At 53.6% G+C, this 16,382-nt stretch carries 13 protein-coding genes and 1 tRNA gene; 13 read left to right on the top strand and 1 reads right to left on the bottom strand.

Annotated features, from left to right (window positions below):
* The first annotated feature begins 74 nt into the window (after positions 1-74).
* The 3 genes from carB (at position 75) to KHS78_RS10050 (ending at position 4,243) form a co-directional block, all read left to right on the top strand.
* Entirely contained in the window at positions 75-3,296 is a 3,222-nt protein-coding gene (carB, locus tag KHS78_RS10060) for a carbamoyl-phosphate synthase large subunit (protein WP_211827942.1), read from the top strand.
* Positions 3,293-3,769 (top strand): transcription elongation factor GreA, encoded by a 477-nt coding sequence (gene greA / locus KHS78_RS10055; RefSeq protein ID WP_211827934.1) that lies wholly within the window; start codon positions 3,293-3,295, stop codon positions 3,767-3,769. Before carB ends, greA begins: the two co-directional genes overlap by 4 nt.
* 63 nt (positions 3,770-3,832) lie before the next feature.
* Complete coding sequence (locus KHS78_RS10050) at positions 3,833-4,243, top strand: hypothetical protein (RefSeq protein ID WP_211827932.1); 411 nt, start codon at positions 3,833-3,835, stop codon at positions 4,241-4,243.
* Between the two features lie 39 nt (positions 4,244-4,282).
* Here the strand turns inward: KHS78_RS10050 and KHS78_RS10045 are convergent, their stop codons facing one another.
* Complete coding sequence (locus tag KHS78_RS10045; protein WP_211827930.1) at positions 4,283-4,591, bottom strand: YhbY family RNA-binding protein; 309 nt, start codon at positions 4,589-4,591, stop codon at positions 4,283-4,285.
* 201 nt (positions 4,592-4,792) lie between these two features.
* Here KHS78_RS10045 and rlmE point away from each other — a divergent pair, with 201 nt between their 5' ends.
* The 10 genes from rlmE (at position 4,793) to infB (ending at position 16,287) form a co-directional block, all read left to right on the top strand.
* Positions 4,793-5,413, top strand: a complete 621-nt coding sequence (gene rlmE, locus KHS78_RS10040) for a 23S rRNA (uridine(2552)-2'-O)-methyltransferase RlmE (protein WP_211827928.1) — start codon at positions 4,793-4,795, stop codon at positions 5,411-5,413.
* A gap of 201 nt (positions 5,414-5,614) precedes the next feature.
* On the top strand, positions 5,615-7,570 hold the full coding sequence (ftsH, locus tag KHS78_RS10035) for an ATP-dependent zinc metalloprotease FtsH (protein ID WP_211827926.1): 1,956 nt from the start codon (positions 5,615-5,617) through the stop codon (positions 7,568-7,570).
* 141 nt (positions 7,571-7,711) lie between these two features.
* Entirely contained in the window at positions 7,712-8,566 is an 855-nt protein-coding gene (folP, locus tag KHS78_RS10030; RefSeq protein ID WP_211827917.1) for a dihydropteroate synthase, read from the top strand.
* Positions 8,567-8,597: 31 nt separating this feature from the next.
* A complete protein-coding gene (glmM, locus tag KHS78_RS10025; protein WP_211827908.1) occupies positions 8,598-9,935 on the top strand; it encodes a phosphoglucosamine mutase in 1,338 nt (445 codons plus the stop codon).
* Positions 9,936-10,038: 103 nt separating this feature from the next.
* A complete protein-coding gene (tpiA, locus tag KHS78_RS10020) occupies positions 10,039-10,800 on the top strand; it encodes a triose-phosphate isomerase (protein ID WP_211827906.1) in 762 nt (253 codons plus the stop codon).
* Positions 10,801-10,806: 6 nt separating this feature from the next.
* A complete protein-coding gene (secG, locus tag KHS78_RS10015; protein WP_211827904.1) occupies positions 10,807-11,214 on the top strand; it encodes a preprotein translocase subunit SecG in 408 nt (135 codons plus the stop codon).
* A 35-nt stretch (positions 11,215-11,249) separates the two neighbouring features.
* Positions 11,250-11,335 (top strand) — tRNA-Leu (locus KHS78_RS10010).
* A 398-nt stretch (positions 11,336-11,733) separates the two neighbouring features.
* On the top strand, positions 11,734-12,189 hold the full coding sequence (gene rimP / locus KHS78_RS10005; protein ID WP_211827902.1) for a ribosome maturation factor RimP: 456 nt from the start codon (positions 11,734-11,736) through the stop codon (positions 12,187-12,189).
* Between the two features lie 73 nt (positions 12,190-12,262).
* Positions 12,263-13,756 (top strand): transcription termination factor NusA, encoded by a 1,494-nt coding sequence (gene nusA / locus KHS78_RS10000; RefSeq protein ID WP_211827900.1) that lies wholly within the window; start codon positions 12,263-12,265, stop codon positions 13,754-13,756.
* A 26-nt stretch (positions 13,757-13,782) separates the two neighbouring features.
* Positions 13,783-16,287 (top strand): translation initiation factor IF-2, encoded by a 2,505-nt coding sequence (infB, locus tag KHS78_RS09995; protein WP_211827898.1) that lies wholly within the window; start codon positions 13,783-13,785, stop codon positions 16,285-16,287.
* The last annotated feature ends 95 nt before the right edge of the window (positions 16,288-16,382 follow it).

Raw genomic sequence — 16,382 nt, 5'->3', positions numbered from 1 at the left:
GTGTTACCACGCGTTATCAGGTGGAGGCCGGTGACCCCGGCCTTTGGCAACCAGCAAGAATTCAGAAGAATACCATGCCCAAGCGTACAGACATCCAGAGCATACTGATCCTAGGCGCCGGCCCCATCGTGATTGGCCAGGCCTGTGAGTTCGACTATTCCGGTGCCCAGGCCTGCAAGGCGCTAAAGGAGGAGGGATACCGGGTCATTCTGGTCAATTCCAACCCAGCTACCATCATGACTGATCCGGCGATGGCGGATGCCACCTATATCGAGCCTATTCGCTGGGAAACTGTCGAGAAAATCATTGAAAAAGAACGGCCGGATGTGTTGTTGCCCACCATGGGCGGACAGACCGCACTGAACTGTGCCCTGGATCTTAATCACAAGGGCGTGCTGGAAAAATATGACGTCGAAATGATTGGCGCGAATGCGGCGACCATCGACAAAGCTGAAGACCGTAACCTGTTTGATAAGGCCATGAAACATATTGGCCTGGAAACACCCCGATCCGGTATTGCCCATTCAATGGATGAGGCGTTGCAGGTTGTCAGTAAGCTGGGCTTCCCCTGCATTATTCGCCCCTCGTTCACAATGGGGGGCGCTGGTGGGGGTATTGCCTATAACCGCGACGAATTTGAGGAAATCTGTGAGCGGGGGCTGGATCTTTCCCCGACGTCCGAATTGTTGATCGATGAATCGCTGATTGGCTGGAAAGAGTACGAAATGGAGGTGGTGCGGGATCGGAATGACAACTGCATCATTGTCTGTGCGATTGAGAATTTCGATCCTATGGGCGTGCATACCGGTGACTCCATTACTGTCGCACCGGCGCAGACGCTGACGGATAAAGAATACCAGATCATGCGTAATGCCTCCCTGGCGGTATTGCGTGAGATCGGTGTGGAAACCGGCGGCTCCAATGTTCAGTTCGGTATCAATCCGGAGAATGGCCGGATGGTGGTTATCGAAATGAACCCGCGGGTTTCCCGTTCCTCAGCACTGGCGTCCAAGGCGACAGGTTTCCCGATTGCCAAGGTCGCTGCGAAACTGGCGATCGGCTATACGCTGGATGAATTGCAGAATGATATTACCGGCGGCGTGACGCCGGCGTCCTTTGAACCGGCGATTGACTACGTTGTCACAAAAATCCCGAGGTTTGCCTTTGAGAAGTTCCCGCAGGCGGATGATCGGCTGACGACGCAGATGAAGTCTGTGGGTGAGGTGATGGCGATTGGTCGTAATTTCCAGGAATCCATGCAGAAAGCGCTGCGGGGGCTGGAAGTGGGTTCCGATGGTTTTGATCCACAACTGAATATTGATGATGCCGATGCGCCTGAGCGTATCCGTGAAGGGCTGGTGACGCCGCGGGCCGAGCGTATCTGGTATGTGGCTGATGCGTTCAGGGCTGGATTCTCTCTGGATGATGTCTTTGATCTGACAGCGATTGATCGATGGTTCCTGGTGCAGATTGAAGATCTGGTTCGCGAAGAGCGGGCGCTGGCTGGAATCTCGCTGAGTGCCCTGGAGGCAGATTGGGTTTACCGTCTCAAGCGCAAAGGCTTCAGTGATGCTCGCCTGGCTGCGTTGTTGAATGTCGGTGAGTGTGAGTTCCGGGAGTATCGACAGTCACAGAATATCCATCCGGTGTTCAAGCGTGTGGATACCTGTGCCGCAGAGTTTGCCTCATCGACGGCCTATATGTATTCCTCCTATGACGAGGAGTGTGAGGCTGCGCCTTCAGATCGTCAGAAAATCATGGTCATTGGTGGCGGGCCAAACCGGATTGGTCAAGGAATCGAGTTTGATTACTGCTGCGTTCATGCGGCGCTGGCCATGCGGGAAGATGGCTATGAAACCATTATGGTTAACTGCAACCCTGAGACGGTTTCCACAGACTATGACACATCGGATCGTCTCTATTTCGAACCGGTAACCCTTGAGGATGTGCTGGCCATTGTTGACGTCGAAAAGCCGGCAGGTGTGATTGTTCAATATGGTGGTCAGACGCCCCTGAAGCTGGCCCGTGCCCTGGAAGCTGCCGGCGTACCGATTATCGGTACGTCACCGGAGGCTATCGACCGGGCTGAGGATCGCGAGCGTTTCCAGCAGATGATCGAGAAGCTGGGGCTCAGGCAGCCGCCTAATGCGACCGTGCGCAGTGTGGACGAGGCGATGCTCAAGGCTGAGGAAATCGGTTATCCGCTGGTGGTTCGTCCCTCTTATGTGCTGGGCGGACGCGCCATGGAGATCGTCAATGCGCAAGAAGATCTGGCGCGATACATGAGTGAAGCGGTTCAGGTCTCTAATGAAAGTCCTGTGCTTCTGGACTATTTCCTGACGCACGCAGTCGAAGTGGACGTGGATGCGGTCTGTGATGGTAAGCAGGTTGTCATCGGTGCGATCATGCAGCACATCGAGCAAGCCGGCATACATTCCGGTGACTCGGCCTGTTCCCTGCCGCCATATAGCTTGAGTGAAGCGGTTCAGGATCAGGTTCGTGAGCAGGTGCGCAGCATGGCGCTGGAGCTGGGGGTTGTTGGTCTGATGAATGTCCAGCTGGCCATTCAGGATGATGAGATCTATGTCATTGAGGTCAATCCGCGGGCTTCCCGGACCGTGCCGTTTGTCTCCAAGTGTATCGGGTTGTCCCTGGCCAAGGTGGCGGCGCGTGTCATGGCGGGGAAAACGCTGAAGGAACTTGGTTTTGAGAAAGAGATTATTCCTGATAGCTGGTATGTGAAGGAAGCCGTCTTCCCGTTCAACAAGTTCCCGAGCGTGGATCCCATCCTTGGGCCGGAAATGAAGTCTACCGGTGAGGTCATGGGCGCTGGTGAATCCTTCCCGGAAGCGTATGCGAAAGCGCAGTTGGCGGTGAAGATGGCATTACCCAGTGGCGGACGGGCCATTCTCAGTGTCCGCGAGCGGGATAAACTGCATGCCCCGGCGGTCGCACGATTGCTGTTGGCGGCAGGGTTTGATCTGCTGGCGACCCGTGGAACGGCTGCGGTCCTTAAGGAAGAAGGTATTCCTGTGACGGTGGTGAATAAGGTCAAGGAAGGACGTCCCCATCTTGTCGACATGATCGTGAATGGCGAAATCTCTCTAGTGGTTAATACTACAGAGGGTCGCCAGGCGATAGCCGATTCTTATACAATTCGGCGATCCGCACTCACACACAAGGTCCTCTATACCACCACGATGGCGGGTGCCGAGGCGATAGCCCAGGCCATCTGTTTTGGGCCGGAAAAAAGTGTCAGACGTCTACAGGATTTACATAAGGGTATTGCTGGATGAAGCGTTTTCCCATGACCGTGGAGAGTGAACAGGCACTCCGCGAGGAGTTGCACCGCCGTAAAACAGGGGATCGGGCCCGTATCGCGGAAGCGATCGCAGAAGCCCGTGAGCTGGGTGATTTGAAAGAGAATGCTGAATACCACGCTGCCCGGGAGCAGCAGAGCTTTAATGAAGGCCGTGTTCAGGAGCTGGAAGGCAAGCTGTCCAATGCGCAGGTGATTGATATCACCACCATCGAAAATACCGGCAAGGTAATTTTTGGTGTGACGGTTTCGCTGATCAACACCAGCACGGATGAACCGGCAGTGTACAAAATCGTTGGTGAAGATGAAGCGGACATTAAGGAAGGCAAGATTTCTGTGTCATCCCCTATTGCCCGTGCGCTGATTGGTAAGGAAGAGGGCGATGTCGCCGTTGTCCAGACGCCGAAAGGCAGTGTGGAGTATGAAATCGATGAAGTGAAACATATCTGATCACTTCGCTGTAAAAAGCTGCCGTTCAGGCAGCTTTTTTTTATCCGGAATAAAGGTGGTTTTATGGTTCAGAAGCAGGCGCCCTTTATCCGTTTGTCGGGCATTACGCTGATGCTGCTGCAGACGCTTTGGTGTGGTGGTATCTGGATAGTGGCTTATCTGGTGAATCCAGTGTTGGTGCAGGCTGGTGGTAGGTATCCGGATATCGTGATCATGTTGAGTCAGGTAATGATTGGGCTGGCGCTGGTGTGCACGGGGATTGTGCTGGCTTTTTGTCTGGCGGAGCGCGGATTCAAGGCCTTGCGGTATGCCTATGAAAAACTACTGGCTGCTGTCATGGCTGCACAGGCGATTGGTTTTATCGGTCTTGTTTATCTGCCCGCGATGATCGATGTCTTTCTGGCAGTTATCGCATTGCTGGCCGTGTTTGTGGTGATTTATTCCGTCCAGCACCTGCGTGAGGAAAAAGGCTGATTCCTGTCATCCGTGGCAGGAAATTGCCTTGGGGGTTGTTCAGCCGTGCTGACGAAGAATATTGGACAACCGGGGAGAGGGTTCTTTGGCTGCTTTGTAAATCAGGGCGACTTTGCCGATTGTCTGAACCAGTTCGGCTTTGCTGATGCCACAGAGTTCGGCAATAACAGCGCGTCTGGCATCGCGATCGCCAATGGCGAACTTCACCTTGATCAGTTCGTGATCATCCAGGGCGCGACGGGTTTCTTCAACCACGCCTTCGGTAATGCCGTTGTCGGCAATGGTAACAACGGGCTTCAGGTTGTGGCCGATGGCCCGGAAGCTGCGTTTGCGTTCGGAAGATAGCATGCGCGTTTATCTCTCTTGACTGTCTGGGTGCGGGCTGCCCGCGGGACGCCGCATTGTACTGGTCGTGCCCGGTAATGCAACTTGCGGTGTGGCGCTACGGGATAACCCGTGTTAGTCAGGACTTCCTTTTTGGTTAACATTCGCGGCCGTTGGCTCTAGAATAGCGCTCCTGTTAAACACTCCCTTCTTAGTTCGTTATCTATGGCAAGATCCAAAAGTAGTGGTCGTTGGCTCAAGGAGCACTTTGACGACCAGTTTGTCCAGCAGTCCCTGAAAGACGGTTATCGGTCTCGAGCCAGTTATAAGCTGCTGGAAATTGATGATAAGGACCGTCTGTTTCGCCCTGGCATGAATGTGGTTGACCTGGGTGCCGCGCCTGGTGGCTGGACCCAGGTAGCGGTTGAGCGGGTCGGTGATCATGGCCGGGTCGTGGCGTCAGATATCCTGCCGATGAACCCAATTGCAGGTGTGGCTTTTGTCCAGGGTGATTTCACGGATGATGCCGTTTTACAGGAAATACTGGCTGAAACAGGCTCTTCCGGCATAGACCTTGTAATTTCCGATATGGCCCCCAATATGAGTGGTATGAAGGCCGTTGACCAGCCAAAAGCCATGTATCTTGCGGAGCTGGCGCTGGATCTCGCTATTCAGACATTGAAACCGGGTGGGGCATTTTTGACCAAGATTTTCCACGGCGAGGGATTTGATGAATATCTCCGTGCCATGCGTGGATCTTTTGGCAAGGTGATGACCCGCAAGCCGCTGGCTTCAAGGGCACGCTCCAGGGAAACCTACCTGTTAGGCAGGGATTTCCGGAGCTGAAATCGATAGAGCAGGACTATCTGGGGTATAGCAGCAGGCAATAGCCCGGATGCTGTCTAAGGCAGGTATTCTGTAGTAAGGTTTATTTGTAGCGTCCCGGTAGTATAACCGCGTACAATGAGAATCGCGCTACGTCCTGAGCGCTCTGAGAGTGTCCAGCCGTACCGTATACGCTCAGTGAGGGTAGACACGTTGAACGACATGGCAAAAAATCTGATTTTATGGGTGATCATCGCCCTTGTGCTGCTGACCGTCTTCAAGAACTTTGACGGGATGCAGACATCCACGCAAAAGATTAACTATTCCGACTTTATTACCCAGGTGGATAATCGTCAGGTCAGTCAGGTGACCATTGATGGTTACACGCTCACGGGTGTGCTCAACGATAATAAGCGCTTTGAGGTCAACCTGCCGCCTACCGTCCGCGACGACAAGTTAATGGACGAGATGCTGCGCAACAATGTTCAGGTTGAAGCCAAGCCGATTGAAAAGCAAAGCATCTGGACCCAGCTTCTGGTGGCGAGTTTCCCGATCCTGGTGATTATTGCTGTTTTCATGTTTTTCATGCGTCAGATGCAGGGTGGCGGTGGTGGCCGTGGCGGTCCTATGAGCTTTGGTAAGAGCAAGGCGCGTCTGTTGTCTGAAGACCAAATCAAAACCACGTTTGCCGATGTAGCCGGTGTGGACGAAGCCAAGGAAGATGTTCAGGAACTGGTCGACTTCCTGAAAGATCCGGGTAAGTTCCAGCGTTTGGGTGGTCGGATTCCCCGTGGTGTTCTGATGGTCGGTTCGCCGGGTACCGGTAAGACACTGCTTGCCAAGGCTATTGCCGGTGAAGCCAAGGTGCCATTCTTTACTATTTCCGGCTCAGACTTTGTGGAAATGTTTGTGGGTGTGGGTGCATCCCGTGTCCGTGACATGTTTGAGCAGGCTAAGAAGCAGGCGCCTTGTATTATTTTTATTGACGAGATTGATGCGGTGGGTCGTCATCGTGGTGCCGGTCTTGGTGGTGGTCACGATGAGCGTGAGCAGACACTGAACCAGCTGCTGGTCGAAATGGATGGTTTTGAAGCGAATGATGGCATCATTGTTATCGCTGCCACGAACCGTCCTGATGTATTGGATCCTGCATTGCTGCGTCCCGGTCGTTTTGACCGTCAGGTTGTGGTCTCGCTGCCTGATATTCGTGGCCGTGAGCATATATTGAAAGTGCACATGCGCAAGGTGCCGATTTCTGATGATGTGAATCCAGCCGTTATTGCGCGTGGTACGCCGGGCTTCTCGGGTGCTGATCTGGCCAACCTGGTGAACGAGGCTGCGTTGTTTGCGGCTCGCTCCAACCGTCGTGTCGTACGCATGGAAGAATTTGATCTTGCCAAGGACAAGATCATGATGGGGGCAGAGCGCAAATCCATGGTTATGAGCGAGAAAGACAAGGAAATGACCGCCTATCATGAAGCGGGTCACGCCATTGTCGGTCGCATGATGCCGGAGCATGACCCTGTCTATAAGGTGACCATTATTCCTCGTGGGCGGGCGCTGGGTGTCACCATGTATCTGCCTGAAGAGGACAAGGTCAGCTATAGTCGTCGCTATCTGCTGGGGCGTCTGGCCTCTCTGTACGGTGGTCGGATTGCTGAAGAGCTGTTGTATGGTGCGGATGGTGTCTCAACTGGTGCATCCAATGATATCCAGCAGGCAACCCAGATGGCGCGTAGTATGGTGACCAAATGGGGTTTGTCTGAGCGGTTGGGTCCGCTGCTTTATGCTGAGGATGAGGGTGAGGTGTTCCTTGGTAAGAGTCAGGGCAACCATCATGTGAATGTCAGCGGTGAAACGGCCAAACTGATTGATGAAGAGGTTCGTGCCCTCATTGATGAGTGTTATGGTGGTGCGAAGCGTATTCTTGAAGAAAATCGCGACAAGCTTGAGTTGATGAAAGACGCGCTGATGGAGTATGAAACCATTGGTGTTGATCAGATCGACGACATCATGGCTGGCAAGAAGCCTCGTCCGCCCCGTGACTGGAATGAGTCCAATGGTAGTGGTGGTGCGACAACGGCTTCAGAGGCGCCTGAAGTGGATGATGCAGATGATTCATCGTCCAAGCCGTCTGAAGAGGGTGATGCGGACTCTGTTCCAGGGTCAGCAGGCTAATCGCTCGTCAACAAAAAAGCCCGGATCATTCCGGGCTTTTTTTGTTGTTTTACCGTGTCCAATGTTGACGGTTATTGCTTTGTCAAAGTCGCAGATGGGCACTTATACTCCGCGTACCTTAATCATTCCCGGAACTGAATCATGCAAACAGTGTTCAACTGCTCAGATCGGTTGCTCGATTTGTCTCGCCCACGGATTATGGGGATATTGAATGTTACGCCGGATTCTTTTTCCGATGGTGGACGTTACAATACGCTCGACAAGGCTGTTCGGCATGCGGTTGAGATGGTCGAGGCGGGTGCAGACATTGTTGATGTGGGGGGAGAGTCTACTCGTCCTGGTGCACAGACAATTACTGTTCAGGAAGAAATTGACCGTATCGTACCGGTGATTGAAGCGCTTCGCCGCGAGTTGGATGTTGTTGTTTCCCTGGATACCAGTGAAGCGGATGTCATGCGGGCTGGTGCGTCGGCCGGCGCAGGCATTATCAATGATGTACGTGCGCTGACGCGTGATGGCACATTGCAGGCTGCAGCTGAACTCGATTTGCCGGTCATTCTTATGCACTCACTGAGAGAGCAGCCTGAGCCAGGCTTTGTACCGCACTATGATGATGTCGTTGCTGATGTAAAGGTCTATCTGACTGAGCGTGTTGCTGCTGCTGTCAATGCCGGGGTGAGAAAAGAACAGATTATTCTGGATCCGGGATTTGGTGGCGGTATGTTCGGCAAGGCACCGCTGCATGACCTGGCAATGATACAGCGATTTTCCGAGTTTCTTGGTATGGGTATGCCTGTGTTGGCGGGCTTGTCTCGTAAGTCATTTATTGGCGCCATACTGGATCGTCCGGCCAGTGGGCGTTTGCCTGCCAGTTTGGCGGTGGCGGCTCTGGTGTTAAATGCCGGAGCCCATATTTTGCGTGTCCATGATGTGGCTGAGAGCGTGGATGTATTGAATATGGTTATGGCGTTGAAAGCGTTGAATGAAGCCGCATGAAGCATGTGGTGGTGTAGAAAGGATTGTGAGAATGGCGCGTAAGTATTTTGGTACTGATGGTATTCGCGGTCGTGTCGGAGAGTTTCCGATTACACCGGAGTTTGTTCTTAAGCTGGGCTGGGCGGCTGGTCGGGTCTTTGCGGGGCAGGGGGCAAACCGCGTTATTATTGGAAAGGATACCCGTATTTCCGGGTATATGTTTGAGTCGGCGCTGGAAGCCGGCTTGTCGGCGGCCGGTGTGGATGTCTGGTTGCTGGGGCCAATGCCAACGCCTGCGATTGCCTATCTTACGCGTACATTTAATGCCTGTGCCGGTATTGTCATCAGCGCATCCCATAATCCTTATCATGATAATGGCATCAAATTCTTCTCATCCCGTGGAGACAAGCTACCGGATGACGTTGAGCTTGAAATAGAGCGAATGCTGGATGAGCCTCTGGAGGTCGTCGAGCCTGACTGTCTGGGTAAAGCTCGGCGGATTGAGGATGCGGCAGGTCGGTATATTGAATACTGCAAGGCGACAGTGGGTTCGGGGTTGGATCTGTCTGGCCTTAAGATTGTGGTCGATGGTGCTCATGGTGCGACTTATCATGTTGGTCCGGCGGTGTTCCGGGAGTTGGGTGCGACGGTCGACGTGATCGGCGTCCAGCCAGACGGACTGAATATCAATAAAGATGTCGGTTCTACGCATCTGGATGCCTTGCGCGCGGAAGTGGTTGCTCGTGAAGCTGACCTTGGTATCGCGTTTGATGGTGATGGCGATCGGCTGATGATGGTGGATCACAAGGGGGAAGTAGTTGATGGGGATGAGCTCATCTACATCACAGCTGCTTTCCGGCGTGCCCGTGGCGAGCTGGCCGGTGGTGTTGTCGGAACGGTGATGAGTAACCTCGGCATGGAAAAAGCCCTGGCGGATCTGAGTATTCCGTTTGAGCGTGCCGCCGTGGGTGATCGTTATGTTAATGAGCTGCTATTGAAAAAAGGCTGGCAGTTGGGTGGTGAGTCGTCTGGCCATATTATCTGTCGCTACGTTTCTACAACGGGGGATGGGATTGTTTCTGCGTTGCAGGTGTTGCGTGCAGTTGTGGAGGCCGGCCGTTCTCTGCATGAACTCAAATCGGATATGACCAAATACCCTCAGGTGATGATTAATGTCCGGCTGTCTGAGAAGGTGGATGTTTCTGTCAATCCGGCGGTAAGCGAAGCTTTGCAGGCGACTGAGGCGCGGCTTGCCGGGCGTGGGCGTGTTCTGTTGCGGCCATCCGGTACTGAGCCATTGATACGGGTAATGGTCGAAGGTGAAGAGTATCAGGAGGTTGCAGACTGCTGTCGTGAGCTTGCAGATGTGGTTGAGTCTCAGTTGGGATGATGCTTGAGTGTGTTTGAAATAGGGGTGCTTGACAACGGAGTTGGTTGTCTAAAGTACCCCGGTACGCTAACATTCCGAGCCTTCATTCTGACCGAGGTGTAGTATGCGCAAGCCATTGGTTGCCGGTAACTGGAAAATGAATGGTTCCCACGCCATGATTACCGGGCTTTTGGATGGCCTGACCGCTGGCTTGACAGAGGGCTGTGACAAGGCAGGGGTGGCCGTTTTTCCTCCCTCGATCTATCTCTCTCAGGTAAAAGAAGCGTTGGATGGTTCATCGGTTGCCTGGGGTGCGCAGAATGTCTGTGCGCAAGACGGTGCCGCTGGTGCCTATACGGGTGAAACAGCTGTTGCCATGGTGGCAGAGTTTGGTTGCTCTTATGTGCTGGTGGGGCATTCTGAACGGCGTGCACTGTATGATGAGACGGATGCTGTTGTTGCAGCCAAGTTTGCGTTGATTGCCGGTCAGAATCTGGTGCCGGTGTTGTGCGTTGGTGAAACGCTTGAGGAGCGAGAGCAGGGCGAGACGATGTCTGTAGTGAGTCGTCAGCTTGGCGCAGTGCTTGATAGTGTGGATGCTTCTCTGCTCAATGATTTCGTTATTGCTTATGAGCCTGTATGGGCGATAGGCACGGGTATGACAGCTACGCCACAGCAGGCTCAGGATGTGCATGCTGAAATTCGCGGATTACTTGAAAAGCGTTGCCCTGACATGGCTGCCCGAACCCGTATTCTGTATGGTGGCAGCGTTAAGGCATCGAATGCGGTCGATATTTTAGGTCAGTCGGATGTGGATGGTGCCCTGGTAGGTGGTGCATCCCTCAAGGCTGAAGAGTTTCTTGCTATCTGTAGAGCTGCAGGTTAAATCTAGATGGAAACAGTGATTCTAATTATTCATGTGGTTATTGCTATTGCCCTGGTAGCGCTGGTGCTGCTGCAGCAGGGTAAGGGGGCGGACACCGGTGCGTCCTTCGGGGGTGGTGCATCGCAGACTGTTTTTGGCAGTCAGGGGTCGGCAAGTTTTCTGGGTCGCGTAACAGCGGTGCTGGCGACTGTTTTCTTTTTGACCAGCTTTGGTCTGGCCATGGTGGCCAAACAAAAGGCGGATTCCATGCTGGATGTGGGGGTGCCTGCAGAGATTACTGAGACCTATCAGGAGGTGCCTGCAGTGAATACTGATGCGCCGATGGTGGATGAAATTTCTGTAGATTCTTCCGATGCCCCTATGATAGACTCTGCCGCGTCTTCTGAGGGAGATGTGTCGAAGTCTGCTGAGTGACATGATGCGTCTGCCAAGGTTGTAGTTTGGGTGTAGCCGAAGTGGTGGAATTGGTAGACACGCCATCTTGAGGGGGTGGTGCTCACTGAGCGTGCGGGTTCAAGTCCCGCCTTCGGCACCAGAGAATTTGTAGATGGTCGATGCATGAATTCGGCCAGCTGAATTGACCGATTCTGTGATATGGCAATATAATTAGTCAGTCATTTAGAGGAGCTGATTGCAAGGTGTCGTAAAAATGTAGGTTGCCTTCTAAGGCAATAAAGATGCCGGATCAGTTTCGAGATTGTGAAAAAGCCCCTCATTAGAGGGGCTTTTTTGCTAGGCATAAGCTGTTGCCGCGGCAGGACATCCGCTGTTGTCCCTGCTGATGGCAAGGTCGCAGGATGGGCTATATAGCCCATTTTTTATTGCTTTAAATTGTCGCCTGTTTCTGGCAACGCGAAGGTTGTGGCTGTCTGCTGACGCAGGGGGCGTAATGAGGCGGGCAGGGTTCACAGTCAGTTGCTGAGGGCGGTGTAAGTGGCTAGCAAGCTGGAAGTATTACACGAGCTGATCGAGCCAGTCGTCGAAGGGCAGGACTGCACCTTCTGGGGGCTCGAACTCCTGGCGCAGGGGCGCCATAGCCTGTTGCGGGTCTATATCGAGACCGATCAGGGCGTTACTGTTGATGATTGCGAGAAAGTCAGTCGACAGCTGAGTGCTGTGATGGATGTTGAAGACCCTGTCAGTGGTGAGTATACGCTGGAGGTGTCTTCCCCAGGGCTCGATCGACCACTGTTCACGTTGGCTCAATATGAAAGTCATGTTGGTCAGGTGGTCAATGTGCGGTTGCGGGTTCCTTTTGAAGGGCGACGTAAGTACAAAGGGGTGATCAAGGGTATTGAGGGTGATGAGGTGGTGATTGTCTGTGAAGGGCATGAGTTCCTGTTTCCCGTGGATGCCATTGAAAAGGCCCATGTAGTTCCTCAGTTCTAATAAAGTGTCTGGCTGAAGATGACGGCGCAGGCCCGACAGGAATGACCAGAATTATCGATACGAGAGGCAGAGCATGAGCAAAGAGATCCTGTTGGTCGTTGACTCGGTTTCCAATGAGAAGGGCGTGCCGCCCGATGTTATTTTTGAAGCCATTGAAGTGGCGTTGGCAGCAGCCACCAAGAAACGCTACGAAACCGAAGTCGATATCCGGGTGGCCATTGATCGATTGAGTGGCGACTATGATACGTTCCGCCGCTGGACCGTTGTGGCGGATGAAGATTTTGAGATTCCCGGTGCTCACCTGACCCTTGATGAAGGGAAGGAGAAAGACGAAGCGCTGGAAATCGGTGATGTCTGGGAAGAGCCGGCTGAGTCTATCGCTTTTGGGCGTATTGCTGCCCAGGCCGCCAAGCAGGTGATTGTTCAGAAGGTGCGTGAAGCTGAGCGCCGGCAGATCGTTGATTCCTATCGTGACAAAGTCGGTGAGCTGGTTGCGGGGTCGGTTAAAAAGACTAACCGCGACACGTATATCATTGATCTGGGTAACAATGCGGAAGGTATTCTTCGCCGGGATCAGGTGATTCCTCGAGAAAACTTCCGTATGGGCAGTCATGTTCGCGCGCTTCTGAGTCATATTTCAGAAGAGGGGCGTGGTCCTCAGCTAATGCTGAGCCGTACTGCTCCCGAGATGCTGATAGAGCTATTTCGGATTGAAGTGCCGGAGATTGCTGAAGAAGTCATCGAAATTCGGGCCGCGGCCCGTGATCCTGGATCTCGCGCCAAGATTGCTGTCAAAACCAATGATGGACGTATTGACCCAGTGGGTGCCTGCGTAGGTATGCGCGGTGCTCGGGTTCAGGCAGTGTCCAATGAGTTGCAGAACGAGCGTGTTGACATTGTGCTTTGGGATGACAATCCGGTGCAGCTGGTCATCAATGCAATGCAGCCGGCTGAAGTCGCTTCCATTGTTGTGGATGAAGATAACCACACCATGGATATCGCGGTAGCGGAAGATAACCTGGCCCAGGCGATTGGTCGTGGTGGTCAGAATGTACGCCTGGCCAGTGAGCTCACTGGCTGGACATTGAACGTAATGACTGAAGAAGCTGCTCAGGAAAAGCAGAGCCAGGAAGCGGGTCGTCTGGTTGATCGTTTCGTTGAATGGCTTGATGTGGATCAGGACCTGGCCGCGGTTCTGGTTGAAGAAGGTTTTTCAAACCTGGAAGAAGTGGCCTATGTGCCTCTTGAGGAAATGCTGGCCATTGACGGTTTTGATGAAGAGATCGTCAACCAGCTGCGTCAGCGCGCCAAAGACAAACTGTTGACTCAGGCGATTGCTGACGAAGAAAAGCTCAAGGGTGCCCAGCCTGCAGAAGATCTCTTGAATCTTGATGGTATGGAGCAGCCTCTGGCCATTGAGTTGGCATCCCGTGGCGTGACTTCGCTGGAAGAGCTGGCGGAGCAGGCGACAGATGATCTTCTTGAGATCGAAGGGCTGGATGCGGAACGTGCTGGAGAGTTGATCATGAAGGCGCGGAATATCTGCTGGTTTGGAGAAGAGAACTGAGCAGGCCACTTTAGAGGAGAAGTTAGATGGCAGATGTAACAGTAGCACAACTTGCCGAAGTGGTCGGAGCTCCGGTGGATCGACTTCTGCAGCAAATGAAAGATGCAGGGCTTTCTCACAAAGAGCCTGGTGAGACCGTATCGGATCATGAGAAAGCTGCCCTGCTTGCTTACCTGAAGCAAGCGCATGGTGAGGCACCCCGTGTGTCGGAGCCGAGCAAGATTACCCTGAAGCGGAAGACTGTCAGCCAGATGAAGGTGGCAGGCGGCTCGGGCAAGAACAAGATCGTTAACGTTGAAGTGCGTAAGAAGCGCACCTTCGTGAAAAGTGAGCAGGCTGCAGAGCAGGAAAGTGAGCAGCGTCAGCAGCAGGATACGCGTCGCGAAGAGGATGGTGTGCGTCTGCGTGCTGAGAAAGAGGCTCGCTCAACGGCGCGTACTCAGCGTGGCCGCGAAGATGTGGCGCGTAAGGAAGAGGAGCGTCGTCGGCAGACTGAAGAAGCAGCCAAGCTGAAGGCTGAAGAAGAGCGTCGCCAGGCTGAGCAACAGGCTAAGTTGCAGGAAGCTGAATCCGGTAACCGTCGTGGGCCTGCTGCCAAGCGAGGCAAGAAAGAGCGTACTGACGATCGTGATGATGATCGTCGTGGTCGTGGTGGTGCCAAGGGTAAGGGTGGTCGTAAGGATCGCCGTGATGATCGTCGCCCGACACTGTCCCGGAAGCCGTTCAAGCCATCTGCTGGTATGGAGCATGGCTTTACCAGACCGACTGCGCCGGTTGTCCGTGAAGTCACTATTCCGGAAACCATTACGGTTGGCGATCTGGCTCAGAAAATGGCCGTCAAAGGGGCGGATGTTGTCAAGTATATGTTTAAGCTTGGCACCATGGTGACCATCAATCAGGTGATTGATCAGGAAACCGCTGTCATCGTTGTTGAGGAGATGGGGCATAAGGTCAAGCTGGTCAAGGCTGATCAGATTGAAGATACCCTTGAGCAGGAGCTGTCTGTACCTCAGGGCGAAAGCATCTCCCGTGCACCGGTCGTGACTGTCATGGGTCACGTTGACCACGGTAAGACCTCGCTGCTTGACTATATCCGTAAGTCACGGGTGCAGTCAGGTGAGGCCGGCGGTATTACCCAGCATATCGGTGCATATCATGTGCAGACTGAAAAGGGCATGATCACCTTCCTGGATACTCCTGGCCACGCCGCGTTTACCGCCATGCGTGCCCGTGGTGCGCAGGCGACCGATATCGTTATCCTGGTGGTCGCTGCAGACGATGGTGTCATGCCTCAGACTGAGGAAGCGGTACAGCATGCTCGTGATGCGGGTGTACCGATCGTTGTCGCCGTCAATAAGATGGACAAGCCTGAATCTGATCCGGATCGTGTCAAGAATGAGCTGGCACAGCGTAATGTCATTCCGGAAGATTGGGGTGGTGATGTGCAGTTCGTACCAGTGTCTGCCCATACGGGTCAGGGTATTGAGGATCTGCTGGATGCTGTTCTGCTGCAATCTGAAATGCTGGAGCTGACTGCGATTGCCGAAGGTTCCGCCCGTGGTGTGGTGATTGAATCCCGTCTGGATAAAGGGCGTGGTCCCGTTGCCTCTGTGCTGGTACAGGCGGGACAGCTGAACCGTGGCGATAATGTGCTGGTCGGTCAGCAGTATGGCCGTGTTCGTGCATTGCTGGACGAAAATGGCAAGGCCATTGAGCAGGCAGGGCCGTCCATCCCGGTTGAGATTCTGGGTCTGGATGGTACGCCGGATGCCGGTGATGAGATGCTGGTTGTTCAGGATGAGCGCAAAGCCCGTGAAATCGCCATGTTCCGTCAGGGCAAGTTCCGTGAAGTGAAGCTGGCTCGTCAGCAGGCAGCGAAGCTCGAGAACATGTTCAAGGATATGGGGTCTGATGAGAAGAAAACCCTCAAGGTGGTTCTCAAGACCGATGTTCGTGGTTCTCTGGAGGCGATCACTGCCGCACTGCAGGAGCAGGGCAATGATGAGGTCGATGTCAAGGTTGTCTATGGTGGTGTAGGCGCCCTGACTGAAACTGATGCGAACCTGGCGCTGGCGTCCAACGCGATTCTGGTTGGCTTTAACGTCCGTGCTGACTCTGCGGCGCGCCGTGTCGTCGAATCTGAAGGTCTGGGTCTGCGCTATTACAGCGTCATCTATGACATCATTGACGATGTCAAACAGGCCCTGACCGGCATGCTCAAGGCAACCTTCCGTGAAGAGATTGTCGGTGTTGCTGAGGTGCGTGATGTCTTCAAGGCGCCGAAAATCGGTGCTGTTGCTGGCTGTATGGTCATTGAAGGTATCGTCTACCGTAATGAGCGCATTCGCGTACTGCGTGAAAACGTGGTGATCTACGAGGGTGAGCTCGAGTCATTGCGTCGCTTCAAAGATGACGTTGCGGAAGTTCGACACGGCATGGAATGTGGTATTGGCGTGAAGAACTACAATGACGTCAAGGTCGGCGACAAGATTGAGGTTTACAAGTCTGTTCAGGTTGAACGGAGCCTGTAATTCCTCCTGATAATGTGAGCTGCCGGACCTTCGGGTTCGGCAGCTTTTTGTGTTTAAGCTCTGTGCTTTTCAGGGCCGGACAGGATGTTGTTTCT

Source organism: Kistimonas asteriae, from assembly GCF_018263925.1.
Lineage (GTDB): Bacteria > Pseudomonadota > Gammaproteobacteria > Pseudomonadales > Endozoicomonadaceae > Kistimonas > Kistimonas asteriae.
This window is presented reverse-complemented; position numbering and strand designations above follow the sequence as displayed.